The sequence below is a fragment of the Thermodesulforhabdaceae bacterium genome (genome assembly GCA_037482015.1).
Taxonomy (GTDB): domain Bacteria; phylum Desulfobacterota; class Syntrophobacteria; order Syntrophobacterales; family Thermodesulforhabdaceae; genus JAOACS01.
In genome coordinates, this window is the sequence record JBBFKT010000001.1 from 66,806 (window position 1) to 93,752 (window position 26,947).

General features: G+C 43.7%; 16 protein-coding genes and 1 CRISPR repeat array. Of the genes, 2 read left to right on the plus strand and 14 right to left on the minus strand.

The features are described from left to right. Positions 1–400: 400 nt before the first annotated feature. The 14 genes from WHS38_00305 to WHS38_00370 all read right to left on the minus strand — a co-directional run bounded on the left by WHS38_00305 (position 401) and on the right by WHS38_00370 (position 22,303). Positions 401–2,521 (minus strand): C10 family peptidase, encoded by a 2,121-nt coding sequence (locus WHS38_00305; GenBank protein ID MEJ5299413.1) that lies wholly within the window; start codon positions 2,519–2,521, stop codon positions 401–403. A gap of 61 nt (positions 2,522–2,582) precedes the next feature. Then, positions 2,583–3,074 carry a hypothetical protein gene (locus WHS38_00310; protein ID MEJ5299414.1) on the minus strand — a complete coding sequence of 164 codons (492 nt, stop codon included), beginning with the start codon at positions 3,072–3,074 and terminating at the stop codon, positions 2,583–2,585. A gap of 39 nt (positions 3,075–3,113) precedes the next feature. After that, on the minus strand, positions 3,114–5,036 hold the full coding sequence (locus WHS38_00315; GenBank protein ID MEJ5299415.1) for a C1 family peptidase: 1,923 nt from the start codon (positions 5,034–5,036) through the stop codon (positions 3,114–3,116). A gap of 14 nt (positions 5,037–5,050) precedes the next feature. After that, a complete protein-coding gene (locus tag WHS38_00320) occupies positions 5,051–5,470 on the minus strand; it encodes a hypothetical protein (GenBank protein MEJ5299416.1) in 420 nt (139 codons plus the stop codon). A 104-nt stretch (positions 5,471–5,574) separates the two neighbouring features. Continuing rightward, complete coding sequence (locus WHS38_00325; protein MEJ5299417.1) at positions 5,575–6,057, minus strand: transposase; 483 nt, start codon at positions 6,055–6,057, stop codon at positions 5,575–5,577. A 489-nt stretch (positions 6,058–6,546) separates the two neighbouring features. Next, entirely contained in the window at positions 6,547–6,984 is a 438-nt protein-coding gene (locus WHS38_00330; protein ID MEJ5299418.1) for a hypothetical protein, read from the minus strand. Positions 6,985–7,247: 263 nt separating this feature from the next. Then, positions 7,248–14,217: direct repeats of the CRISPR family, unit length 30 nt; unit sequence GTTTCAATCCCACAATGGTTCGATTTGAGC. Between the two features lie 130 nt (positions 14,218–14,347). After that, positions 14,348–15,100: a CRISPR-associated endoribonuclease Cas6 gene (gene cas6, locus WHS38_00335; protein ID MEJ5299419.1), complete on the minus strand. Its 753-nt coding sequence runs from the start codon at positions 15,098–15,100 to the stop codon at positions 14,348–14,350. 9 nt (positions 15,101–15,109) lie between these two features. Then, positions 15,110–15,376, minus strand: coding sequence for a CRISPR-associated endonuclease Cas2 (gene cas2 / locus WHS38_00340; protein ID MEJ5299420.1), 267 nt, complete (start codon positions 15,374–15,376; stop codon positions 15,110–15,112). Positions 15,377–15,391: 15 nt separating this feature from the next. Continuing rightward, positions 15,392–16,411, minus strand: coding sequence for a type I-B CRISPR-associated endonuclease Cas1b (cas1b, locus tag WHS38_00345; GenBank protein MEJ5299421.1), 1,020 nt, complete (start codon positions 16,409–16,411; stop codon positions 15,392–15,394). Positions 16,412–16,414: 3 nt separating this feature from the next. Continuing rightward, a complete protein-coding gene (gene cas4 / locus WHS38_00350) occupies positions 16,415–16,927 on the minus strand; it encodes a CRISPR-associated protein Cas4 (GenBank protein ID MEJ5299422.1) in 513 nt (170 codons plus the stop codon). A 59-nt stretch (positions 16,928–16,986) separates the two neighbouring features. Next, the gene (gene cas3 / locus WHS38_00355) at positions 16,987–19,179 is read right to left on the minus strand and encodes a CRISPR-associated helicase Cas3' (protein MEJ5299423.1); all 2,193 of its coding nucleotides are present in this window, start codon (positions 19,177–19,179) and stop codon (positions 16,987–16,989) included. Beyond that, the gene (gene cas5, locus WHS38_00360) at positions 19,164–19,880 is read right to left on the minus strand and encodes a CRISPR-associated protein Cas5 (GenBank protein ID MEJ5299424.1); all 717 of its coding nucleotides are present in this window, start codon (positions 19,878–19,880) and stop codon (positions 19,164–19,166) included. The genes cas3 and cas5 overlap by 16 nt, the downstream gene beginning before the upstream one ends. Continuing rightward, positions 19,859–20,794 (minus strand): type I-B CRISPR-associated protein Cas7/Cst2/DevR, encoded by a 936-nt coding sequence (gene cas7i / locus WHS38_00365; protein MEJ5299425.1) that lies wholly within the window; start codon positions 20,792–20,794, stop codon positions 19,859–19,861. Before cas7i ends, cas5 begins: the two co-directional genes overlap by 22 nt. Positions 20,795–20,797: 3 nt before the next feature. Further along, positions 20,798–22,303 carry a hypothetical protein gene (locus tag WHS38_00370; GenBank protein ID MEJ5299426.1) on the minus strand — a complete coding sequence of 502 codons (1,506 nt, stop codon included), beginning with the start codon at positions 22,301–22,303 and terminating at the stop codon, positions 20,798–20,800. A 281-nt stretch (positions 22,304–22,584) separates the two neighbouring features. Here WHS38_00370 and WHS38_00375 point away from each other — a divergent pair, with 281 nt between their 5' ends. Beyond that, a complete protein-coding gene (locus WHS38_00375) occupies positions 22,585–24,024 on the plus strand; it encodes a metallophosphoesterase (protein ID MEJ5299427.1) in 1,440 nt (479 codons plus the stop codon). Further along, entirely contained in the window at positions 24,005–26,941 is a 2,937-nt protein-coding gene (locus WHS38_00380; GenBank protein ID MEJ5299428.1) for an insulinase family protein, read from the plus strand. The genes WHS38_00375 and WHS38_00380 overlap by 20 nt, the downstream gene beginning before the upstream one ends. Positions 26,942–26,947 lie beyond the last annotated feature (6 nt).

Here is a 26,947-nt window from a genome sequence, read left to right on the forward strand (position 1 = left end):
TTTATGTCTGTTGACCCTGCCCAGGAAATAAATTAGCCGAAAACACCCGAAAATTTTCTTTGCCCAAATAGACCTGACCCGCAAATGCCAGAAATATCCCTGGATGTAGCTATAGAGCTTGTTTTTTGTCGTGAAATTCCCGTTATTAAATTTATCATAAAGAGTCGTTTTCTATCAGTGCAAGGTTTGTTTATAAGCAAGTTCTACACTTTGTTATTCTGGTTTTGGGTTCAAACGTAGAGTCAGAAAATTGAAGAATTCTCTTTTTATATCCCAAAAATTCAACACTAAAAGGTACAACTCCTGATTCTCTTCATTTTATAAGCGGCAGGAAAGTTTAAGATGTTTTCCTGCCGCTTTCATTGCTTTCATTAACAGAGAGCTTTTTCAGTGGCCATGATTATGGTGTTTCCGAAGGATTATAGTAATAATGGACTCCGCTGATAGGACTGAGCTGAGTTGATCCAACAAGATTTTGCCAGGAAGACCAGGATGTACCGTTGTAAGACCTGAGATAAACATCACCACTTGTTCCTTTTACAGTTATGTACATTTTATTGGTCTGGGGCATCACTGTAAGTCTTGGAGCTTTATCAGTTGCGCCACTTAAAGTACTCCAGCCGCTCCAGGCTTCGCTTGTATTTAAATAGCCATAGTAAATAGCAGTGCTACTGCCCGATCCTTTCACAGCTACATATAACTTGTTGTTATAAACCGCTACTGCCGGTTCATGACTGGTTGATCCTGGAATTGTTTTCCAGCTTCCCCAGGTTCCTGATGCATCCATACTCCTGTAATAAATGCCACCACCGGTACCCCTTACGAATATGTAAAGTTTATTGTTAAAACTCACCAGGGCCGGCGAGTGATTAGTAGCCCCCGACAAAGTTGACCAGGAAGACCAAGTGCCAGAAGCTGACCTATTTCTGTAATATATGCCAGTACTTGATCCTCCACCTTTTACGGCTAGATAAAGACGGTTATTGAAGCTTGCAAGAGATGGTGCCGCAGATGTTCCTCCAGAAATAGATGTCCAGCTCGTGCTTTCCCATCCTTTTCCGTCTCTTGAAGCCATCCATAACGATTCGCTTCCATTTCCTTTAACCACAACATATTGCCTGTTTCGAAAGACTGCTACGCCAGGAGTTGCATCGGTCGCCCCATTTGGGATTGTTTCCCACGATGATTCAAGAGTGCCGGAATAAGTCATGTATTTAAAGTATATTTTTTTATCGCCTCCAACGACATATGTGTATAACCTGTTTAACGGTTGAATATTTACCATCGCATATTCAACATTGGGGGAGCACCCTGACCAGGGACAGTAGAGGTTGTCAACAGCATACCAGGCATCGTATGATCCACCCCATCCGTAATTCACGTGCATATACTGGGTGGTTCCGTCCCTTGCCCCATCGCATACAATTGAGTGGTTCTGTATTCTATACTGAATGGGGCGTGGCAGGTAACTGTCAAATTGTGGTTTTATAACCTCGTTAAACCAGGCAGTGGAAGAGGCATAGCTACTTCTGTCTTTCTTTTGAATAACATTGGCGTATTTGAAATAGGTCGGAAATACCGTTTGAGCATCACCCGTATAAGCACCAGATGCACAAACACCATAGTCCATTGAAAAAGCTACACCCATTTCATAGCAGAGTTCCGCTACTGCCGCCGCCTGGGTAGAATTATAGGATCCGCTATAGGAATCCAGCATGTTATCCCAATCGTAAGAATCACTATAGGTAGCACTTAAAGTCTGAGGGCCTGGCGTATGTCCGCAGGAGTCATCACCATCCCAGGTGTAGGATTTGCTTCCGGTGCCGCTATATGGATACTTCCAGTAATAGGCAATTTGAGAAGCCGCTGTAGCTACACAACCAACTACCGTCCTGGGGGGAGAACAGCTAGGATTTGTACATGATGTGTCCCCAATAGGACAGTTATCGTTAAAAGGAGTTCCTTGATGCCATGTGGATGAAAGAAGAGGTCCCCAGTCAGGAGCCATTTCCATTGAATCACTTGAGGAGTAATCCTCCAGCAACTTTTTCCATGAAGGATGCCTTGATAAAACACCGAGATCCTGTTCCGGTATTGCCTCTAGGGAACCATAACGGTCCTTTAAGGCATCTATAGTGGCACCCAGGGTATCCTTGATTAAGGCCGAATAGCTCTCTTTCCTTGGATCATTCACATCAAAGTCTTCAGTGGTGGAGTAAGACTTTACCGCTGCAAGCTGGGTAATTCGAGGAACCACTATGTGACCAGCTGGATGAATTGAAAATTTATAGCCAAGAAGTTCTCCGTCTTTTCCCCTAATTTCGGCGCTGTCCTTGATGGAAGGAGTTTTGCTACCTCCCCAATCGCCGTAAGTCGTAACGATTTGATGTAACCATTTTTCAGCAACAATTTGAGCATCTGAAAAGCTTACAATCTCGCTCCAAACATAGGAAGGAATTAATAGAAAAATAGACAGCACCAGAGATCTAAGCAAATTTTTCAAAAACCCTTTTTCTTGCATTTTTTTCTATCCTCCTTTACGTTGCTTAAATCAGACACTATTCCTGCTATTCTTGTGCCTTTTATTGATCCGGAAGCATTATGTGCTCCGGATGTGCCCTAATGCGAAGCAGTCTCAAAGGCCCTTTGTTTGTATAGGCATTGACTCCCTCGATGGTGCCTTCCACATAAATCAGCTTCCGAGAGGATATTTTCTGAAGTTTTCGAAAAAAAGGAATCGTGTTATTTCCGGAAACATAGATTTCTATAGAGTCAGATGGATCATGATAGGGATCTGGTTTCCCCGTAATAATAAATTTTTCGTAGTCCAGCCAGGGGTGTTTTTCTCTGTACCAGATGTTAACAGGATCGAGGTAGCCTTTTAACTTAACTGTTTTTCCTTCACAGCAAAGAATGTTTCCGCATTTTCCTAACTTTTCACATAGAGAGTGCACTTCCTGTATAGTCATGTAAGCTTCTTGGTTTTCCGCTTCGACTCCACCTGGCTGGAATGCGCAAGCTCCAACTAATACAACCAGGAATATCGTAATTGCAAACTCACTAACAACTGCCATTCCTTATCCTTCAAGAGAATAGCAATGTTTTTAATCGCTCTAAGGTCCACCAAAATAATAGGTGCTAATAGCAGGCGATGCCGAAGTAGCTCCTGACAGGGTTGTCCAGTTAGACCAATTTTGTTCAATGCTGTCATAATATCTGTAGTAAATAGCAGTGGAAGATCCGGATCCTTTCACACTAAGAGAAAGAATGTTAGCTGTTGGACCTGCTGTTACCATAGGGGTGGAAGATGTGGCACCACTTATTTTTGTCCAGCTAGACCAGGAAGTTCCATTAAAGGTTATATAAGAAATGTTGCTGGAAAGTGGAGTTGTCGTGTCCCCTTTTGCAAATACCCATAACTGATTTTGAAAGACTGTTGCGGAGGGAATGTGCGTAGTTTGCATCTGGGTAAAATAATACCACCCTCCCCAGGCGCCCGAGCTATCCATTTGCTTAAAATAAATCTTATGATCACTTCCCAGATCAAACACCCAGAGCCTGTCGTCATAAACAATGGCAGCAGGGGAATCTAAAGTATTGGAACCGGGGACTGTAGCCCAGGAAGACCAGGTGCCTGAGGTGGTCATACTTCTATAATAGATTGGTGCGTAACTGGAGTTGCCTTTTACGAACACATAGAGTTTGTTGCGATAAACAACCATAGCCGGTGCTGATGGAGTGACCCCTCCAATGTTTGTCCAGGAAGACCAGGTCCCTGGTACCAGGTAATCTTTTGAACGAACGAAAGTGTTGCCATTAGTACCCCTCACAGCCATGTAGAGTCGGCTATTAAAGGGAACCAAAGCGGGAGCATGGGTGGTTGCTCCATCAATGGTCTGCCATGAACCCCAGCCACTGGAGGTTTTGCTCCTTACAAAGATATTGTTTGATGTTGAACCTTTGACGGCCATGTACAGACGATTGTAATTGTTATAAGTAGTATTTAAAGTCATAAATTGTCTAGAATACCACGAGCTTCCCCCTTCTTGAATTGTGCACCCATAATTCATGTACATCTTCATGCGGAACAAACCGTTAGGTCTGTTTCCACCAGAAGTTCCCCAGCTGTTCAATACAATCCAGTAATGGTTGTTGGGATCTGCATCATCGTCATTGTATCCTACAATCAGAACAGCATGTCCTCCCCCTTCATTATCTACCCAGGTGTGGCCACAATAGGGATCGGGATTCCAGAGGGTGGATTCATTCTGGCTCCAATAGGTATAAAAAGCGTTCCAATCAGTATTATTTGCAAGCCAGAAAGCAAACCATACACCCTTATATTGCATGAGCACATTTTTTATATTGTTGATAGCCGTGGTCTGGGATACACCTGTTGTAGTAATTGTTTGAGCTGTAACACCTCCACCGGGTATTCCATAAAAGGGATTTGCACCAATAGAAGAGCATGCAACATTACTTGAACCATTGTTACAAGTTCTGGAGCCATCGGCAAACTGTCCATTGGTATTAGACCAGGGACGTGGATTGGAAGATGTGCTATAGTAGTTAGCAAAAGTATTTAAATTACCTCCACAACAGGCATAAGAAGAGCTGAAGCAAGAATTAAACCACTGGATTGATAGACGGTCTCTTACGAGGTTGTTCAAGCTGTGGGCAATTTCCATAATACCGGTTCCTGTCCATACCCAGCAATTGCCGCAAGATCCCTGGTTTCTTTCCGAAGGGGTATAGACTATGTAGTCAAGAAGTAAAGGCTTTGGTATTTGGGCGGTCTCACCATATTCTTTGGCTTCGAGCAAGGCATTGATAGTATCATCTATTGGAGCCTTAGGGGCTCGAAGATAGTCATCATACCAAGATCGCCTCGTTGCCTCGTCGGGTCTCATGATTGACTGATCAAGGACATCAAAATTGATACTTGAAGTGGCTTCTTCAGAGGCGAAAACTTGAATGGCCAGCAGAGTAACAAGCAAAAATAACAAAAGACCCAAGGAACCCTTCATTTTCTTCATTGGCTTCTCCTTTTTTAAAGATTGTTTTTTGACCAGGGGAATACAAAAAAAACAGGGGTACAGGAACCTAATTCTATTACCATTAATTCACAATTAATAGCACTTCCTTCTCTGATACGATACTTTTCAAGAAACCATTTTTTGGGTAAAGATCCGTCTTCTAAAAGGAGAGGTAGATCACCCTTAATCATATTTAGGGCAAAGGGTTCCTTGATCTCTAAATTAGAATGAAATACAAATTTAACCTCAAATTCGTCTTCGCTTTCAATACGACCTGGTCCCACCTTTTTTACGGAAACAACTTTTGCCACACCGGGGTAGCTTTTATAATTACAGGCTCCCCCTACATTTTTCACCTCCTTTCCCTCAGGGGAAGAAAAACATCCCCATAACACAACGATATAAGCTACTAATAATGCTACACTTACTTTCATAAAAGATCCTAGAGTGTGACGTTTATTGTAAACTGGAACATTCTTTATATCCTTAGTCAAGAAATATTTTAGGGTGTTCTAAAAATCCCCTCACGGATAGGATATCAGCCTCGATTTTGACCTTTTGAGTGTTTCATCACAAAATTAACCCTTTGAAACAGTAACAAAATAAGGAAGAGTGTAACCAGGAGGTACATGTTATAAAGCACGAAGACAGCCAGGGCTTTGTTTTGAGTTATATCATCTACTTTTACCCTGAAATTAGGATCTATTTTTTGTTTTATTGTCCCGAATAGGCTTTCGATAAGGTATCTTTGATCTTCATATTCTTTCCAAAGAGCCTTAGAGGCTTTCCTGAGAGGATGCCCTACTTTCTGTCTTGGGGTTTCCTTTACCCTTATGACATGTTTTAGCCTAGCTTTCTCAAATATTTCCATCAAACTAATACTGTCATAACATTTATCCGCTATAAGACATTGATTTTCCAGGTTTAACCAATCAATTTGATCCAGAGCCCTCATAAGAAGTTTTACTTCACTGGCATAGGCACTTCCCGTCTCAACTGTAGCAATAACTCTTTGGCTCATGTTCAAAAGTAGTGCAACCTAACCAACTGAGAGATAAAAGCAGGGGAGATTCGTTTCAAGTTGATCCGGAACTCACACATCGCCACATAACCGGCCAGGTACTTTTTGTGCACGCCACGGAAAGGACGCAGAAAATTGCGTACCGTTGTCCATAACCCCTCACAGGTATTCACATGTACCTCTCGCTTCCCATCACCGTCATCATCCCGTGCCCACTCTCGCTTGCCATGGTATACCGTTTTGTGAACCCGAACGATGTGATCATACCCCTGCCATTCATCGGTGAATACCACCGCCTGAGCGCAGGTAAATCGGTAGACATGGTCTTCCAGTATCTCCCGCGTGGTCCGATGAACGACCCGCAGCCGTACCTGCCCACTCTCCCGGCCAACTGTCCCCACAATCGGCGGACGATCCTTATCGTATGTCCCGTGCCCCCGCCGCTTGTTTCCCCGCCGCCGAGGTGGATCAGCCGGATCGGCGTGTTTCTCACCTTTTTTCCCCCGCATTCTGAAACAGTTCATCGGTTTCCGTCTGCTGATCTCCCAAAGGGATCTCTGGCTGGATCTTCTGGGCGTTTCGTTGAATCCTTTGCCGAAGGGTATGGACGGTGGTTCGGCTTAGCCCCAATTCCCCGGCCAGAACCGCTGAAGATTCCCCCTTGCACACTCCTCTTAAAAGGAGAATAACCTGAGACGGGCTGAGTTGTTTTCCCTGAAAGAGCGTCCCGCTATACACGTTGTAAATTCGGTGACAGTGACGACATCGATAAACGGTCAAGTTACTCCGACGAGTGCGCCGGAAGATGCGAGCGGCTTCTATTCCACGTCCACAGCCTGGGCACTTCAACCCATTGGGATGGAAGTATTTCATCAGCCACTGTTCACTGAGTTCATCATCTAAAAGGTCAACTATCGGGAACTCCATACATAAACTCCAAGAAAAAAGTCCAGTATAGTATACTCTATTGCACCAGGTTTGTACATGAGCCAAAGTTTTTTTCGCTTTCGTTTTCAATCTGATGCATAAGACCTAATTGTTCAAGAAGCAATTTTATAGGCTAAAAACTCCATTTTTGTTCTAAGTTGATAAAAAACTTGGATGGGCTGGTATATGACAAAAAGTTGTGGTGGATGGATCTTATAAAACTAGTGTTTCCCTCAAATCTTTTTAAATCACTCTCAGTATTTGTTTCGATCTCACAGTGGTTCAATTTGAGCTATCCAGCCGTTGGGGAGAAATATGCCTTAGATTACAGTTTCAATCCCACAATGGTTCAATTTGAGCCCGAGAGCCAACTTTTCTATCACGAAAGGCAAAAAAGTTTCAATCCCACAATGGTTCGATTTGAGCAAGTGAAAAAGATCCACCAGAAGAGCATACATTCGAGTTTCAATCCCACAATGGTTCGATTTGAGCCCTACTCCTTTAGTCCGTAGCCCTTATTTTGACTCTGTTTCAATCCCACAATGGTTCGATTTGAGCCCAAGAGTTTCCCTAAGTTCGTTTGGTTTATTACTTCGTTTCAATCCCACAATGGTTCGATTTGAGCTGTAAAGATCTTGGTCTGCTGGGTCAGAATAGAGATGTTTCAATCCCACAATGGTTCGATTTGAGCTGAGTAGTAAAAACAATATTTTCTGAAATAACAAAGTTTCAATCCCACAATGGTTCGATTTGAGCCGGTTTCGGGCTTTCTGTCTTTCAGCTTAAATGTTGTTTCAATCCCACAATGGTTCGATTTGAGCACGATGATCTTTCTGTGCTCATTAGTCAATACAAGCGTTTCAATCCCACAATGGTTCGATTTGAGCTGATTAACGCCTTGAAGCAGATAAAGAAAATCAGCGTTTCAATCCCACAATGGTTCGATTTGAGCACTTGCGGTTTACACATCCACTTCAATTGTATCTTCTGTTTCAATCCCACAATGGTTCGATTTGAGCCATACAGTCTCTTACCGTCCACTATGTGTATAACACTGTTTCAATCCCACAATGGTTCGATTTGAGCGAATACCCTCCGACCTCGGTTGACGAGCTCCTTCGGCGGTTTCAATCCCACAATGGTTCGATTTGAGCGAGTCCTGACGCCGCCTCCTCAGCGCCACTGATGGAGTTTCAATCCCACAATGGTTCGATTTGAGCACGGTGGTGTAAGAGATATGGCCGCCGTGATATCAGTTTCAATCCCACAATGGTTCGATTTGAGCCTGGGCTCAGGGATTGCGATCCCGGGGATGTTCTAGTTTCAATCCCACAATGGTTCGATTTGAGCCGAATCCAGCTTCAAGTGAGCCATCATGTTTGCAATGTTTCAATCCCACAATGGTTCGATTTGAGCCAGATTGATTGCGGTTAGCCAAGTGGGAATGTCTTCGTTTCAATCCCACAATGGTTCGATTTGAGCGTATCTTCTTGGGAGATTCCCAAGAAGAATTTCTGAGTTTCAATCCCACAATGGTTCGATTTGAGCTTCTCAAGTTCTATGGGAACCATTGCTTTGTCCTCTGTTTCAATCCCACAATGGTTCGATTTGAGCTATTGCCGATGCCGTTGGTATAACGAAGACGAAGACGTTTCAATCCCACAATGGTTCGATTTGAGCTTTTCGACCCAGGAGCAAAACAACACGTTAGAGCACGTTTCAATCCCACAATGGTTCGATTTGAGCTGATCCAGCTCGCTCTTAGATCTGGACAATACAAGGTTTCAATCCCACAATGGTTCGATTTGAGCCGCAACAGCTCGAGCGGGCGTGTCCTTCCCACCCGTGTTTCAATCCCACAATGGTTCGATTTGAGCTCAAAGAAGGTGTCACTATCATTCTCATTGATACCTAGTTTCAATCCCACAATGGTTCGATTTGAGCGCTAGCATATCCTCCAGTTATTCTAAGGTCTTTCCAGTTTCAATCCCACAATGGTTCGATTTGAGCTCCAACCTCTATCAGACTATCTTAATACTGATTGTCGTTTCAATCCCACAATGGTTCGATTTGAGCCCTGAGTCCCTGCCCAGTATAATAGGAATCCTTAGCCGTTTCAATCCCACAATGGTTCGATTTGAGCCGAAGGACAGAAAAATGAAAGAGTTTTTTGAATCAGTTTCAATCCCACAATGGTTCGATTTGAGCTTTGTTGTTTTATATTATATTGCGAAGATAACATCAGTTTCAATCCCACAATGGTTCGATTTGAGCGTGTTGGTAGTATTTAATGAGTTGTTAAAGAAGTAGTTTCAATCCCACAATGGTTCGATTTGAGCCTGAAGAGAGAGTCTGAGCGTAGAAAAGCAATGTTGGTTTCAATCCCACAATGGTTCGATTTGAGCGTTCGCCTTACCTTCCGTATCAACCGTCACAAGCTCGTTTCAATCCCACAATGGTTCGATTTGAGCTGTGCATAAGGAGTCGGGGAGGACGGTAGAGGTAGTGGTTTCAATCCCACAATGGTTCGATTTGAGCGGAGTGGAGATAGGGTGTGATGGGTGTGTGACTCCTGGTTTCAATCCCACAATGGTTCGATTTGAGCAGTAGAATTTCAGAGGTGGTAGGGGAGAGGTGGGTTAGTTTCAATCCCACAATGGTTCGATTTGAGCAAGCATCAATCTTGTCTCTCATGTTTAGCCCTCCTCTGTTTCAATCCCACAATGGTTCGATTTGAGCTAAGAGTATTTTAGACTTACCAGAGGGAATCAAAAGTTTCAATCCCACAATGGTTCGATTTGAGCCAAAATACTCCCACTCCCCAACTCAAGAACAAAATCGTTTCAATCCCACAATGGTTCGATTTGAGCTAGCGATAGAGTTATTGCCGATTCCACACAAAGACGTTTCAATCCCACAATGGTTCGATTTGAGCAGGGAAAACTGGACGGAATTTAACGCCGTCTCTCCTGTTTCAATCCCACAATGGTTCGATTTGAGCCTCCGAATCCTTCTCACTATCGCCCCTACTACCGCGTTTCAATCCCACAATGGTTCGATTTGAGCTGATAATCCTTGTAGGCATTCCATTTTACAAACAAGGTTTCAATCCCACAATGGTTCGATTTGAGCCATATACCTCTACCCTTAAAGGCGTCTTGACTAGAAGGTTTCAATCCCACAATGGTTCGATTTGAGCCCAAGCATGAGTGTTTCCGTGTAGTCGAACTTTCCCGTTTCAATCCCACAATGGTTCGATTTGAGCTCGAGCTTTACGAACAAATCTTCCTCGCTCACCCAGGTTTCAATCCCACAATGGTTCGATTTGAGCTGCGCTTCTTGCAGTTGGTAATCATTCTCAAGTTCTAGTTTCAATCCCACAATGGTTCGATTTGAGCTCCGTGGGAAAAAGCCTTCGATTACCTGCTAGCAAAGTTTCAATCCCACAATGGTTCGATTTGAGCGTAATACTTTTCTTCACGAAGTCAATTTCCCATTCGGTTTCAATCCCACAATGGTTCGATTTGAGCTGAAGACCACGCCGAAAACGTCCTCACCATTCTAAAGTTTCAATCCCACAATGGTTCGATTTGAGCCATTTTTATTTCTTCCTTCCTTAGATATCCATTCCGAGTTTCAATCCCACAATGGTTCGATTTGAGCATCATAGTTTCATAGTTTTCAGAGTCAGTTTAGGAGGTTTCAATCCCACAATGGTTCGATTTGAGCCATTACCAGTCATAATTGTGTCATCATACATATATAGTTTCAATCCCACAATGGTTCGATTTGAGCAGTGTTCGAGCGAGAGGCTAGGATATGGCTAGGCGAGTTTCAATCCCACAATGGTTCGATTTGAGCCGAACGGGACCTCTCATATAGTGGAACTCCTTCCTGGTTTCAATCCCACAATGGTTCGATTTGAGCCAAACGAGATCAGGATCTATAGCTCTAGTTCTGAGAGTTTCAATCCCACAATGGTTCGATTTGAGCTGGTATGGCGGTCTTGGTGCTTATAATATCACCTGCTCGTTTCAATCCCACAATGGTTCGATTTGAGCTACCGTGGAAAATCCAGCTTGGTTACAGATGAGAAGGTTTCAATCCCACAATGGTTCGATTTGAGCCAATAATGTTGCCTTTGTCGTCTCTAATGAAATCATGGTTTCAATCCCACAATGGTTCGATTTGAGCCTTTTACTCGGTATCGATTATGACGAATACACGCTCGTTTCAATCCCACAATGGTTCGATTTGAGCTCAATCATAGTTTCATAGTTTTCATAGCTGCAGCCCTGTTTCAATCCCACAATGGTTCGATTTGAGCCCCATAGACGACTATGACGAGAACGTAGATATTCCAGTTTCAATCCCACAATGGTTCGATTTGAGCGCTTACCTTCTGGAATACGCAAGCTGGACAAGCTGCGTTTCAATCCCACAATGGTTCGATTTGAGCTCTAGAGCTACCAGCTGAGAACGTCAGGATCGTCCAGTTTCAATCCCACAATGGTTCGATTTGAGCAGACAACTCGATCTATCTTGTGAGTGAGTCCTTCCTGTTTCAATCCCACAATGGTTCGATTTGAGCTTTGCGAAAGCGGGGCGCCTTGCTTCCTCTTCTCGTCGTTTCAATCCCACAATGGTTCGATTTGAGCTAGCAGAATTATTTTAGTTCCAGATGGGATTTATAAGTTTCAATCCCACAATGGTTCGATTTGAGCGGGGAGCCCGAAGGCTCCCAGATTTGCGGTTATTCCGTTTCAATCCCACAATGGTTCGATTTGAGCTAATCAATAATGACGGTGCTGGTATCGGCTATGTTAGTTTCAATCCCACAATGGTTCGATTTGAGCCCAGAACGCGCGCACTGACGAGATTAGAATCTTTAGTTTCAATCCCACAATGGTTCGATTTGAGCGGGAAAATGACGTCGCAATCCTCGCAAGTTAACCTCCGTTTCAATCCCACAATGGTTCGATTTGAGCTGTTTACCGTTCCCGATAATCTTTTCTCCCCACACTGTTTCAATCCCACAATGGTTCGATTTGAGCTACTGTTGCCAAAGAAAATCCTATTGAAGTGAATAGTTTCAATCCCACAATGGTTCGATTTGAGCTAGACAATAAGTTTCAACTTTTTCTAAAAATCCCCGTTTCAATCCCACAATGGTTCGATTTGAGCGTCAGCGAGATACGGGGGCGAGTTAATACGTGTAGAGTTTCAATCCCACAATGGTTCGATTTGAGCGATTTTCTTTGGCAACAGTAAGGAAGCAATCCTCGCGTTTCAATCCCACAATGGTTCGATTTGAGCGACTAAGTACAAGGCCGGATTGGTATTATTTCATAAGTTTCAATCCCACAATGGTTCGATTTGAGCATAGTCGGAAAATTAGCTTCACCTCACCATTTTCCCGTTTCAATCCCACAATGGTTCGATTTGAGCGAGGACCACGCCGGGAATGTTTCGGAGATTCTCAAGTTTCAATCCCACAATGGTTCGATTTGAGCTCTAATTTCATAGCTTTCCCTCCTTTAGTAATTTGTTGTTTCAATCCCACAATGGTTCGATTTGAGCGGGCTTTTATGGTTATTCATAGTTATCGTTATAAGCGTTTCAATCCCACAATGGTTCGATTTGAGCCTAATAGCTGATTTAATTTCGCTATGTTCCCGCTCAGTTTCAATCCCACAATGGTTCGATTTGAGCTCATGTTTCATGTAACTAATCTGAGCTTCTTGCACTGTTTCAATCCCACAATGGTTCGATTTGAGCAAAGGCTCCCACTTCTCGAACACGTCTTCCAAGATAGTTTCAATCCCACAATGGTTCGATTTGAGCAAAAGATCCCGTGGCGAGAAGCTTTTGATTATCTTTGTTTCAATCCCACAATGGTTCGATTTGAGCTAATAATCTGCGCCAACAACCCTTCCGCTCTACCTTGTTTCAATCCCACAATGGTTCGATTTGAGCACGAAAAGTTACAACTTTTTCTGAAAATCCCCCCGGTTTCAATCCCACAATGGTTCGATTTGAGCCACTCCCAGAACTACCCGCCCCATCCGAATCTACAGGTTTCAATCCCACAATGGTTCGATTTGAGCATGAGCTTAAAAAGATTCCTGTGTATCATACACCTGGTTTCAATCCCACAATGGTTCGATTTGAGCCCAGCTCGCTCGATGGGTCGATCCCCTTAAGCGTAGTTTCAATCCCACAATGGTTCGATTTGAGCTTTTCTCTCGCAAGGCGTCTTTCTTCCTCTTCTTGTCGTTTCAATCCCACAATGGTTCGATTTGAGCTTAGACCCATTCTTGAGGGGATTTGGGCACTTGTGAGTTTCAATCCCACAATGGTTCGATTTGAGCCAAGGTTGGATATGTTCCTCAACGATCCGCAAATTGGTTTCAATCCCACAATGGTTCGATTTGAGCAGCTGTTAACACCCCCCGAAGGGGGGCAGATTTTTTTGTTTCAATCCCACAATGGTTCGATTTGAGCCCATTGAATTCTTCCTTAGTGAAGAACTGAAGAAAGTTTCAATCCCACAATGGTTCGATTTGAGCTTTCTCTGACGACGAGCACGTCGCTGTGTGGCGTTTGTTTCAATCCCACAATGGTTCGATTTGAGCCTCCCTGGAAGAGAGCGCCGCCCTAAGCAATACACCGTTTCAATCCCACAATGGTTCGATTTGAGCGATGGAGAGCAATTATATTAGCCTAACAAATTACTAAGTTTCAATCCCACAATGGTTCGATTTGAGCCGCTACAGCGTGAGCTAGAGCGGTCTTCCCCACGCCGTTTCAATCCCACAATGGTTCGATTTGAGCTTTTAATGTGCTCCGGCAGGCGTCTGAATATTTCAGAGTTTCAATCCCACAATGGTTCGATTTGAGCCCAAAACGATCTTTCAAAGCATCAATCTTTTCTCTCAGTTTCAATCCCACAATGGTTCGATTTGAGCAGCTGCTAACTACGTTAGTAAAGCGCTTGCTAGCGAGGTTTCAATCCCACAATGGTTCGATTTGAGCGATAAAAGTTATCGAGAAGCTAAGCAGATTGTCGATGTTTCAATCCCACAATGGTTCGATTTGAGCCAGACGAGTCCCAGTTGGGTACTCGTCCGAGCCATGTTTCAATCCCACAATGGTTCGATTTGAGCCAGAACAAGACCGTCATCCCATCTGAACGACAAGACAGTTTCAATCCCACAATGGTTCGATTTGAGCCAAGGTTAAAATACAGTATTTTCAAGGAACGGGCAACTCAAAATTGCGGCAAATGTCAAGTAGCCAGAATTTGCCCAGAGATCGACGGCAACGATTGCGTAGTGTATAAGATGGAACTCTGGATTGATTTTTATTTGTCTAAGGGTTCGTTTTTAATGCGGAACATCCCAAAACCTTGCATGTTCCTTTCTCCAAGCCCAGCTTCGTAAGCTAGAAGAAGGAGGCTCTTTTCTCCTTCCATGGTAAATTGCCCTTCGTAGCATTTCACTTTTGTTCCCTGCACTATCACCAACCTGGATCGCCATCTTCCCACCTTTTTGAAACAAACCGCCTCTTTCTCCTCAACCTGTAATCCCAAAGCCCGGGCTTTTCGGCGTAGATTCGCTTCCACTATTTCCCAGAAGCGTTTTTCATCGGGTGATAAAAATTGCTTTTTTAGCTTTTCCCCAGATAAAACTCCCGTAGAAACCACAACAGGTGAAATGGTTTCGCACAATACGTGCCCGTTTAGTTCAGGAACTGGCTCTACTTCTATTCTTTTCACCATCAGGCGACTGTCTTGTAAAAATACTTCTCCTTCAGTTAACAAAGTTGTGGCTAGAGCTTCCACAGGGGCAGTAAGAGGGGATGAAACCCACCAGTGAATGGGTGGTTCCAGAATCAATCCAGTCTCGCAAGTGCTGGCACGTCTAGGATAAAACTTTGAAAATACAACCATTTTATATCGATGATTTTCAGCTACAAAACCCTGTTCATGTAAAAAGCTACCTAATTGCGGGCGAGATCTGGCGATGGCTCCATAGAGAAAACCGTGCAGTAAATGCTGATAATTCCAGGGTAACTTTATGGGTTGTTCGGTGTTAAAAACAATGTGTAACCGCATTCTAAATTTTCACCCCAGGATCTGGTCTATAATAACTTTCTCCCGGCCTATGGTCTCTTTTCGCAAATACTTCTTGTGCGGTAAGCGATATATGTAAACACTATCATGTTCGGGATCGATTAGTTTTTTTAATTCCATCTTCAAACGTTCCAGCTGCGATTCACTCAGGTCTCCCTCAAAAGCACTATTTTGCACCCAGTGTAAAAAGCGTCTCAGACATTTGCACACTTTATTAACGCGTATCTGTTCCACATCATAGACTATAACCACATACATACGTCTTCAACACCTTTACCACCATGCTCTCAAGGATCTGTAAGGTTCCATGCCTATTAGATGTCTTATTATTTTATAAGCCTCAAAACGAATCAAATAGCGATAAGAGACATTGCGTTTAAGCCCACGATGATAGACCGTTGTTTGTAGTGTTTCTTCAAGTTCGCGAACCACTGTCTTCCGAGCATTTTCTTTAAGGTAAACTGCCGGGGATTCGCCTAAACCCATAAAGTCCTCTTCACCAATAACGCCTCGATTGAGCAGACGAAAAAGCACGCGGTCTCCAACTAGCGGCTTAAAAATTTCAGATATGTCCAGTGCTAAGGAAAAACGACGCTTAGAAGGCTCGTGCAGGTAACTGATTGTGGGGTTTAGCTGGGTTACATAAATTTCTGATAGGGTTGCCGTGTAAATAAGAGTATTGATGAAAGAAATTAGAGCGTTAATCATATTGTCTGGTGGGCGTCTGACTCGCTTTTCGAAGGGTTCTTTCAAATCCAAAATTTCGTTAAAGGCAACATAATAGGCTTCCCTGGCTTGCCCCTCTTCGCGCATCAGTTCAGGAATAGTCTCGCATGAAGCAATTCTATCCATGCACTGCTCCACGATATTTAGTGAATTTCTCACATCTTTGCCGCGGTGGCTGTAGTAATTAAGATTACGCCTTATGTGGTAGAGAGCACTGCTGACAAATTCACGAGCAAGAGAAAGCCGTTTTGTCGGATCCAGGTAATGCTCAACCTGTTTTACTATCAAATGACCGCTTACATTGGTTTCTCGAGGGTAAAAACTACCAGAATAGAATCCGTAGTAGTTAAAACAATGGACGATTACCCCGTTTTGGGCAAGAAAGTTAAGCAATTTCGTGTTCAGATCAATCTCCCCGAAAAGATAGATATCCTGGACATCCTCGATAGGGATAGGATGGCGAATGATATCACCATTTTCGCCTTCTTGTTCAAGATAAAGGGTGTTTTGTCGCCGTCTTAAGCGGCCATTTCGGAAGATGTAGTAACTGCGGGCTGATTCAGCCATTTTTTACCCCCAGCATAGTTCACAATAAGAGCATGCACGACAAATAGAGGTGAATTCGGCTTGAGGGGGTGACGGCATTTGCTCAATTTCATGCACACCCTTTAGAGCCTCCATAACCGCGGCTTCCAGTTCAGGCGTGAGATGGACTTCCTCTCTGCGTCGCTCCTTCGGGAATCTCAATTCACCGATTAAAGTTCCAACCCCTAGCTTTTTCAAATAAAGAAGATAATAAGCTATTTGTAACCTGGCAGCATCCTCTAGTTTCCGTGAATACTTAACCTCCAGCACTTTTCCTTCTTTTTCCAGCAGGTCTATTTTAATGAGATTGTCGATAAGCACTTCTCGCCTGGACAAGTCAGAATAAGCACGTTCGTGAAGAAGTCGTCCCAGTGCTACTCTATCCGACAGATGTTCCATGTGCAGCCCTTTGGCATACAGCCATACTTTTCGGTGGCAGATTGCCCAGTAATTGATTTTAATTCCGTTTGTTCTCAACTTGATGAATTCTTCATCCATATCAAATGATGAAATCCGATAACAGACCTGACATTCGCTACTAAAAGGTGTCTTTAGAATCAATCAATTAGCACATATTCTGGGGATCCTTGTTCCTTTTTTGGCACGATTAATCCCAATTCAGAGCTATATTCCAGTGTTGTTTTAATGCAATCCAGATCCTCAATAGGCGTAAAAAATTCACTTCGCTTTAGCCAGTAAACTGGCACAGGAACCAGCAATTCTGGTAGTCGCCAGCTTTCACCACATTCCTTGAGTTTGTAAGCTTCACGCACAAATTCCTGAGGCAGTACATCCACTGACACATGACCTCTACGGGCAGTAAAGCGCTGTCGCATTTCTTCATCTGAAAGATTAATAGTATAGCAGCCCAAGATACGTTGTATTTCTTTCAGCGTTTGACGTCCTTCCTCAAATTCTTTTTTCCAGTCTTCCGAGGACATGGCATATTCGTAGAGCTTGCTGGTAGCTTCGGCTAGTTCATAATCAGTTGGTGTTTTCGATAAACTATTCAAAAGTTTCAGGCTCCATTCGAGCATTTCCTTGCCATAAATTCTTTGAGCTCCATTGGACCATTGGCAATACACAATGACGGGAGCCGGTGGTTTTTCACCGCGACGGTTTACTCGCCCCATACGCTGTACCAAAGCATCAATGGGTGCAATTTCGGTTATCAGCACATCGTAAGATATGTCCAAACTAACTTCTACTATCTGTGTAGCAACAAAAATTGTGCCAGGTAGAGGTTTTCCTACTTGCTCCTCTTTGACTTGTCGGTCACGAAAGATGAAACGAGCATGTAACAAGTAACAGCGCTTCCAATCAAATTCATTCTTAAGCAATTGGTAAAGGGATTGGGCATCACTAATGGTGTTGGCGACCATGAGTACTGTCTTGCCCTCGCTAGCGTATTCTATTGCTTTCGGCAGACCGTCTTTTAACAAGTTATTTTCAAGTAGCAGGCGGTGGCGAGTGCGCTGCCATAACTTGTTTTCAGCCTCAATAAGTTCCCCTTTGGGAAATAAATTCAACAGCACGGGCGGGAGAGTTGCGCTTGCTAGGGCAAGACGAGAGGGCATCTCCCGCTCTAGAGCTTCTAACAAAAGCCCAAGTGTGTAGGGTTCATAAGCATGGATTTCATCCAGGATTAGCGTTGCGTTTCTAGAGAGACTCCTTCGTTCTTCCCAGTGTCGTCCATTGAGGTGTGCCAGAAGGTATTGATCCAGTGTTGCTACGGTAACAGGTTTGGCGAACACTGAGCCCAGAAGGCGTTTATCCAGGGTATTTTCATCCGATTCTCTGCGTAGCATGTAACTTGCCTTACCGTGTGCCAATGCTACGGAGTCGTCGCCGTAAACCCGACGTAGCCGCATCCACATCGCATTGACAGTGGCTTGAGTAGGAAGAAGATAAAGCAGGCGTTCCGTGTTGCCCGCCCATAAAAGTAATGCCTCGGTTTTTCCCGTGCCAGTTGGAGCGCGAAGCCAGATTACATCAGCAGAACTTTTGGTGGCACGGTATTGAAATTCGCGAAGTGAAAACTTGCCGTATTCTTCACGCTTACGGATGTCTGATTCAATCTTTGTCCTGCCATCTTCCAGAAAGAGGATAGAAGGATTGTATTCCTTGGCTGAAGCCAGCCAATCTGCGAGATGGAGAACAGCCTTAACCAGAGCAAATTCTATCGTGGGCAGGCTCTGCAAAATGCCCCGGATTGTTTTACCAGGAATTAATCTTCTGTCGTCCAGTATAGCCGCTGGAGCTTCGGTTAAAAGAGAATTTGCAGTCCTTATGAATTCTTCTTTCTCCGGTAATTCTTCAATTCCAGTGCGCTGAAGTAATTCCCAGACCGATTTCAAAGTGTCAGACAAACCAGGATGGAATTTCGGCACAGAATCACTGTAACCAACATACAGCTCAGGGCACAGAGGCGAATGATGGGTTAACACTGCAGCTGTGGCGATCAAATCATGTTTATCTTGTCGATAATGTTTTGATAAAAGACTTTCTGCTACCAGCACGAAAGGCATGGATGCTAAAGGGTGAGGATAAGCCTTTCGACGCTTTCCACGGATGTATTCTTGAAAATCCACAGTTGCTTTGCCGATATCGTGCAGAGCACATGCTAGGATGGCTTTTGTCCGCAAGTGACTATCAAGTTTTAGACGATGTGCGACTTCATCGCCCAGTTGCATTACGTCCTGTAAATGATCTAATAGAAAGACATCCGGTTTAGCTAGGAGTTTATCCATGTGAAATTCCTTCCCTGGCACTGTAAGGCGTGTATCCGTGGTTCTTCTATTTCCAGTTCCACACCTAGAGGGAGAAAACTCAGAGTAACCTGGCGCTGGGGATGGCGTATTCTTTTATCATCCACAGCGAAACTCAGGGGCAGGGTTTCCACTACCGGTGGCTCAAAACGAATGCCCGGTTGTAGCAGTGGACGAACTCGCATCCGTCTGAAGTCTCCCGGGATCACTGTCCCTCGAAATGACGGTCTACCTTCCGTAGCCGCATCCAGACTGATTTCTTCTATAAAGAGCAACTCATCTTCTCTACCCAGTGAAAGAGGATAAACGGGGTCGTAAAAAGCATGCTCCATTTTCTTAAGAAGAACTTCGTCTCCACCGTAGATCAGAGTGTAACGCACAAAGAATAGAAGTTCCCGCATATACGGTGAGCGTTCTATTTTTTTATTGTCTTTGATTTTGAGCACAGTCCACATATCGCGTGTAAGTCCAGGTTCAGCATCCATCCAGACAGCAACTTTAACTTGCCGAAGAATGCTGTTTCCCGACCATAGTTCCCTATCCGATAAGCCCATTGCTGCACCAGCTATGCCTACCAGAGTTGTAGGGGGAGGCATTGGAAGGCTTCTCTGAAAATTGTGTTCCAGTGGTCGTCGGAACGATGCCACCGGTGCTCGGACTTTTATGCGGAGGACTCTTTCCATAGTCCGTCTATATCTCCCTTTGCTTTAGCAATAGCTTCGTGAACTGTGACCACTTCACCATATTGTCCCAGAACTTCTCTGATTTCATCTTCATTGCTGTAAATGCCTGAATCCAAGCCAAAAACTTTGTACTCAAAGTAGTTATCAAACTTGTTAAGAGCGTTTTTCAGCGGTTCTAACTCAAGCCTATATTTATTGTTTTCGTAATGCGCCACGAATGCTTCCAGAAATACCGGGTGTTTAACTTTTAGACGAGCGTAAGCTATAAATTTTGGCGAGAGATCAGACAGCATTCGCGCTGTGCGTCCTCCACCCCAAAGTAAATTTAGTGCTTCTATTAGATCCCTGACACGCCTTTTACGTTCACTATTGTCCAGTGATTTTCCGTTATTTTCACCAATTTCATTTTCCCTGAATATACCAACCCGGTCGAGCTCTATGAGGATAGTTCCTTTGAAAAGATTGGCATAAAGTTCGGTTTCAAACATGTTGCCACCGGCGGTCATATTTTGTCCGAATCGCTCGAATGATCGCGTTCCAAGGTCACGATCTCCCTGAAATGGGAACAACCCAACAGCTGCCGAAACCCTGACAGGAGATGTTCGACGTTTACCTCCAGAAGGATCTAAGTATCCGAAAAGGTCTTCGTCCACAAATTCCCATGGGCGTACGGGAGGTGTTACTTCCTGCCCTTTAACACTGGCAAAAAGGTCTGAAAGCTTATATCCCAGGTCTTCAAGACGGTCGCGTAGCATACGGCGTATGGCTTGACCAGAAATATATGGAATTGTGCTACCGTCTGGAAGTGTCACTTTTTTTGCTACAACTACATTTCCTTCCGTATGGGAAGCATTAACGTTTGCTGCAGAGATCTTGGCCAAATAGCCGATGGTTATGGCTTTGCTGATGTTCATGGTTTACTCCTCCTTTTCTGTGTCCGAATCTGTTTTCTGAGGTGCGTTTTTGCGCAAAAATGTGTTCATGGCATAAATGGATAGCAGTGTTTTGACTCGCACCCATGGAACTCCAGAAATACGTTCACCTTTTTCAATCCTGAGCAAAGCTTCCGGAATTGTAATTTCTAGTCGAAACTGGACATCGTTGAGCACACGATAGAATTCCTCAGGGTTTTTCGCATTACGCAGAGCATAAAGAAGTCCCATTTCTTTATGCTCATGAGCGGCTTCGCCAAGGCTGTGTCCAAAGCCTGCCAGTATACGTTGAAATTGCTCGTCCATATTCAATACCTCCTGCACATAGTTTCCAAATATTTCCAGGGTACCATAGACCAACGGTCTAGGGTTTTTATCCTTGGCTCTTACGTCAAAAAGAAAAAGTTCTATAAAAGGTAAGGGGTCGCTAAATTCCAAAATTGCCCAGGCAATCTTGTCACGCCAGAGTGTTTCACGTTTATTCCCCTGTTGTGCTTCGAACTGTCGCAAGATTTGAATAATGCGCTGATGAGGATTAAAATCTATTTGTTTATCGAGTAAAACTTCCGTCCAGTTTTCGTAGAGTCGGTAAAGCAACTGGAGTTTGGAAAATTCCTTCAGGGCTTTCATGCTGAAAGATTGTCCTGGTTCACCTGTTACTGCGTAAAGGGTAATAGGAGGAGGTGATCCATGTGATGGAGTGGCACCTAAAAGTGATGCCAGATAAATACGACCACTTTCAGAAAGCCGATCGGACTGTCTAACATGGGCAAATAATTCTAACAACATGCCCAGAGTGGTTTCGTGAAGATAGGCGCCGGAAAAAGCGGAGCTGAAATTACCACTTTTATCTCCTTGTATACGTAGCGGTTCCAGTACTTCACGATGAAGACGCTCCATTTCCTCTGGCTCGGAATAGAAAATAAAAAAGTGAAAGGCATCCCGTCCCTGAGCTTTCCACAGCCAGCCAAAATAGCCTGCTAATCCTGACAGAGCACACTGAGCGCATAACCGCAAACCCCGTTTGGCTCCTGAGTAAAAGGTTCCGAACTTAGCAGGGTCTACAATAAAGGGGAACATCCACATTTTGGCATCAGTCAGAGGAGCTTCGTAACCGCAAAGATCGCAAATTCCAGGCTTTTTAGAGAGTTTTAGATCAAGCTTAAATTTGGGTGGCTGTGTTGGATAGTCCTTACCCTCTATTTTTACTTTCTTACCCGGAGCACCAGATACTTTGATAAACAAATTGATAGGGTAGACCCAGTTTTCTTTCTCATATTCCCGAAGTTGATTGCTTTTTTCATCGTAATATGAGCCTTTATTTCCAGTTTTTTGTATCAATCTATCAAGAAGCCACTTCAGCACATCGTTTACAGTATATTCGCCTTCCCCAAGCTTGCGTGTAAGAACTACCATTCCCGTATCCACCCAGAAATTACCAGTGGGACGGTTTAAATCAATCTTTACTGTTTGATGTTTGTTGTTGCTCATTACTTTTTGTCCCCTTTACTCAATAGCGTTGGCACTGTTTGCCACTCAGGTAACACTTATTCCTGCTCTGGCAACGATGTTCACCTATTATATACGGTTATTTATGACCAATTTTCAAAATTGGTGACTATTTTTTAACGTCAGTTTTATTCTGCTCTGCGAAATCTTGAGATGCTTGCCCATCTTCCGGCTTGCTGATATCTTCCCTGTATGAGTGGCTACTTTTACGTATATTGACCGTTGTTGTAGATGGGCATAATCACGGAAAACGAGGTAGAAGTGTGGACGATATCATAATTATCGCAAAGATAACGATTTTCCTGTGGTGGATTCATTTTGTGCCCCCATTTCTATCTGTAATTTTGGCTAACAGGTGGAATTTGCCTCTGGATCTTAACCGGCGCTTTTGGGATGGAAAGCCTATTTTTGGAGCACATAAGACGATTCGGGGCATTGTAGGGTCAATTATTGGCGGAACATTTTGTGCTCCGGCTTTTGGATGGTCTCCACTTGAAGGGTTCATTTGGGCTTCCCTGGGTATGCTCGGCGATCTTATTACAAGCTTTGTAAAACGAAGACTCAACAAACCAAGTGGAACCATCGTGCCCGGCCTGGATCAGTTCCTGGAAGGTTTATTGCCGCTTGTAGCTTTTGAGAGACAACACCAAATTGGTTTGTTATTGGTGGCTATTGTGCTTCTGGTATTTTCGGTGGGTGCCTATTGGGGATCAATTTTCTATAAAAGAATTCTTCTGGTCAGACCTGTAGAGAATTACCCCAGAAACCTTAATCCGCGGCTTAGACTCAGAGAATGGAAAGCCTGCCAGATACGCCATGATCCCTTGAGAATATTTCTGAACTTTGAAGATGCTATCTATTACCACCTTTGCCTTAAAGCCGTTTTGAAAATGCTTGGTTATTATAAACGCGGAATCCAGAACGCGCTTGACATCAAGGTAAGATCTTTGACGTTTTCATTCCCCAACCTTCCCCAGGCCTTCCACGGTTACTCTATACTGTTTCTTACGGATCTTCACATAAACGGCCATGAGAGACTTCCTGAAAAAATCAAAGAGGTTCTTGGTAAACTTCCTGCTTTTGATATATGCATTCTTGGCGGGGATTATCGTATGGAAGATGTTGGATCCTATCATTCCCCTCTGGAACACCTGAGCCGGGTTATCCCTCTGCTTAAAGAAAAAACCCGAGATGGCGTTATAGCCGTCCTGGGAAATCATGACTGTATTGAAATGGTAACCTGGTTTGAACAGCAAGGGGTCAGGGTGCTTGTTAACGAACACGTGGCGATATCCAGAAAAGGCGAGACAATTTATTTTGTCGGTGTGGATGACCCTCACTATTTTAAATGCCACGACGTAGAAGCGGCTTTTTGCGGAATTCCACGACAAGCCTTTTCTATCTTCATTGCTCATTCTCCAGAAGTTTACAGGGATGCTGCCCAGTACGGAGCAAGTTTATATCTCTGCGGGCATACTCACGCTGGACAAATTCAACTTCCTCGTTTAGGAGCAATTTTTACCCACAGCAGAACAGGATGGCGATTCGTTTATGGACGGTGGAAGTATAAATCGATGTGGGGTTATACGTCGTCAGGAGTAGGAGCATCGGGAATTTTTGTTAGGTATAACACCAGAGGAGAAATTGTTCATATTACTCTTTTGAGAGAGGATCTGGAAAGCCATGACGGTAGAAGCATTTGAATTGCTAAGAAAGCAAGAAATTAAGGAACTAAACTCTCAGGCTTTTCTTTACGTGCACCAACAGACAGGTGCAGAAGTTTTACTTTTGAAGAATAGTGACGAAAATAAAGTTTTCGGTATCACTTTCAGGACTCCTCCAAGAGATGGTACGGGACTCCCTCACATTCTGGAACATTCGGTTTTGTGCGGATCCAGAAAGTATCCTGTGAAAGAACCCTTTGTTGAGCTTCTTAAAGGTTCTCTTCAGACCTTTTTGAATGCCTTTACCTACCCGGATAAAACCTGCTATCCTGTAGCAAGCCCTCACCCGAAGGATTTTCATAATCTGGTGGATGTCTATCTCGATGCTGTGTTTTATCCTCTCATTACTCCGGAAGTCTTCCGCCAGGAAGGGTGGCATTATCATCAGGAGTCACCGGACGCTCCCGTGGAAATTCGAGGCGTGGTCTATAACGAAATGAAAGGAGCTTATTCATCACCTGAGAGAATCCTGATGGAAACGGTTCAGCAATCTCTCTTTCCGGATCATCCCTATGCCTTTGATTCAGGAGGGGATCCTCGTTTGATTCCACAACTTACTTACGAACAATTTCTAGACTTTCACCGAACTTTTTATCATCCATCTAATGCGAAGGTATTTTTTTATGGTAATGGATCAATAGATGATGAACTGTCCCATATTGCTGAATATCTTAAGGATTTTTCGCATCTGTCTGTAAATTCTGCTATTCCACCGGTTAAGCCTATAAATGGGATCAAACTGGTTGAAAAACCCTATGCAGTACTTCCTGGAAGCGGAGACGGAAGGTTTTTTGCGACTCTTAATGTGCTTTTAACGGAAACAAAGGATGTTGAAAAAAACTTGGCTTTTCAGATGCTCTATTACATTTTGCTTGGCATGCCTGGTTCACCTCTTAGAAAGGCTCTGATTGACTCCGGACTTGGAGAAGATATCACCGGTGTGGGATTGGAAACCGAACTGAGGAACCTATATTTTTCCGTAGGGCTTAGAGGCATAAAAAGACGAGAACACGTGGATGAGATGGTATCTCTTATTGATGATACTTTGAGAAAGCTTGTCCGGGATGGCATTCCGCGTTCCACCATAGAAGCTGCCGTAAATACCATCGAATTTCGCTATCGAGAATGCCACACAGGTGGTTATCCTCGAGGGCTCATGCTTATGCTCATGGCGCTCACAACCTGGCTGTATGACGGCGATCCTCTTTCTCTTATCGCCTTTGAAACACCTCTTGAACGCGTAAAATCAGACATCGAAAAACATCCTTCTTCCTACTTTGAAGGTCTTATTGACGAGTATATCCTCCAGAATCCTCACAAATCTCTGGTAACGCTCTTTCCTGACGAGAAACTTTTAGAGCGTTTCGCCATGGAGGAAAGAGCTTTAATAGAAGAGCGAGTTGGACTTCTTTCGCCGGAGGAACGGCTGAAAATTGTGGAAGAAACCATTTCTCTCAAAGAGCATCAAGAAAAAGCCGATAGTCCCGAAGCTCTTAGGACTATACCTCGCCTTGAAAGAAAAGATCTCTCAGTAGATCCACCGGTTGTTCCCTGTGAATTTAAAGAATTATACGGCGGTGGAACTCTTATAACTTATCCTCTTTCTACCCATGGTATAGTCTATCTGGATGTAGGATTCAGGTTCGATCACCTGAGTAGCGACTTATTGCCATATCTTCCTCTCTTTTGTTCGGCTCTTATGGAGATGGGCACAAAAAAGCGTGACTATGTGGAAATGTCAGAGCGCATATCAAGGCTTACCGGGGGTATTCGCCCAAAGATTCTGATAAGAAGACGATTTGACGATGATTCTTCCGGTGTTTTTTACCTCTTTCTTAGAGGCAAAGCTCTCATAAAGAGATTTCCGGATATGGTTGATATTATTAAAGAAATTGTTGTGGATTCAGTATTCGATTCGAAAGACCGATTTTTCCAGATTCTTCTGAAGCACAAAGCTTCTCGTGAACAAAGGCTTGTGCCTGAGGGACACAGGATGGTTTTACGTCGCATTAGATCTCACTTTGGAGAGCCAGAGCGGGTTAAAGAACTTCTTTCTGGTATCAGTCAATATATTTTTTTGAAAGAATTAAGTGAGAACTTTGACGAATCCAGGTGGGATTCTCTCAGGGAGGCTCTTTACAGGATTCGCGATTCTATTTTCCGTAAGCCATATATAATTGCAAATCTTGTATGTGACGAAAATGGACTTTCTGAAGTATTGCAACAATTTGAGGGGTTTCTAGAATCTGTTCCCACAGGGGAAGTAAGCGGTCGGTCTAACATGTGGGTTTTACCCGAAATTTCTCCCCATGAAGGCTTTGCTGTGCCGGCTCAGGTGCATTATGTAGGCAAAGGAGGGAAGGTAAGTTTTTCTGGAAATCTCCCACCCGGATGGTTTCTCGTAGTGCTTCATCATGTAAGGACGACATGGTTATGGGATAGAGTTAGAGTGCAGGGAGGGGCTTACGGAGCCCATTGTTTCTTTGATAGAGCTTCAAAGATTCTTGTTATGACGTCTTATCGGGATCCTCATCTTGTCGAAACGGAAAAGGTTTTTGATGATACGGTGGAGTTTCTAAAAACGACCCCTTTCAATGATGAAGATATCACTAAGAGTGTTATTGGAACCTATGGGAGACTTGATCCTCCAATGTTTCCTGATGATCTTGCTTACAATCACACTATTCGATTTATTACCGGAGAAACCAACGATATGAGACGGAAGCTAAGGGAAGAGATTCTGGAAACGGGAATATCCCATTTTAGAGAAGCGTCTGAGATTCTGGAAGAATGGAGAGGATCGTCTTTAACCAAGGTTCTTGGTCCTTTAGATAGCCTTGAAAAGGCTGTCCAGTCAGTGTGGCGCGACAGAGGCTTTAAGATTGTTCACTGTTAATAAATC

Coding starts and splice junctions, on each gene's coding strand:
- cas3 (MEJ5299423.1), bottom strand. CDS start 19,179: ATGGATAAACTCCTAGCTAAACCGGATGTCTTTCTATTAGATCATTTA.
- cas6 (MEJ5299419.1), bottom strand. CDS start 15,100: ATGCGGTTACACATTGTTTTTAACACCGAACAACCCATAAAGTTACCC.
- cas5 (MEJ5299424.1), bottom strand. CDS start 19,880: ATGGAAAGAGTCCTCCGCATAAAAGTCCGAGCACCGGTGGCATCGTTC.
- WHS38_00325 (MEJ5299417.1), bottom strand. CDS start 6,057: ATGAGCCAAAGAGTTATTGCTACAGTTGAGACGGGAAGTGCCTATGCC.
- cas1b (MEJ5299421.1), bottom strand. CDS start 16,411: ATGGCTGAATCAGCCCGCAGTTACTACATCTTCCGAAATGGCCGCTTA.
- cas2 (MEJ5299420.1), bottom strand. CDS start 15,376: ATGTATGTGGTTATAGTCTATGATGTGGAACAGATACGCGTTAATAAA.
- cas7i (MEJ5299425.1), bottom strand. CDS start 20,794: ATGAACATCAGCAAAGCCATAACCATCGGCTATTTGGCCAAGATCTCT.
- cas4 (MEJ5299422.1), bottom strand. CDS start 16,927: ATGGATGAAGAATTCATCAAGTTGAGAACAAACGGAATTAAAATCAAT.
- WHS38_00310 (MEJ5299414.1), bottom strand. CDS start 3,074: ATGGCAGTTGTTAGTGAGTTTGCAATTACGATATTCCTGGTTGTATTA.
- WHS38_00315 (MEJ5299415.1), bottom strand. CDS start 5,036: ATGAAGAAAATGAAGGGTTCCTTGGGTCTTTTGTTATTTTTGCTTGTT.
- WHS38_00305 (MEJ5299413.1), bottom strand. CDS start 2,521: ATGCAAGAAAAAGGGTTTTTGAAAAATTTGCTTAGATCTCTGGTGCTG.
- WHS38_00370 (MEJ5299426.1), bottom strand. CDS start 22,303: ATGAGCAACAACAAACATCAAACAGTAAAGATTGATTTAAACCGTCCC.
- WHS38_00330 (MEJ5299418.1), bottom strand. CDS start 6,984: ATGGAGTTCCCGATAGTTGACCTTTTAGATGATGAACTCAGTGAACAG.
- WHS38_00320 (MEJ5299416.1), bottom strand. CDS start 5,470: ATGAAAGTAAGTGTAGCATTATTAGTAGCTTATATCGTTGTGTTATGG.
- WHS38_00380 (MEJ5299428.1), top strand. CDS start 24,005: ATGACGGTAGAAGCATTTGAATTGCTAAGAAAGCAAGAAATTAAGGAA.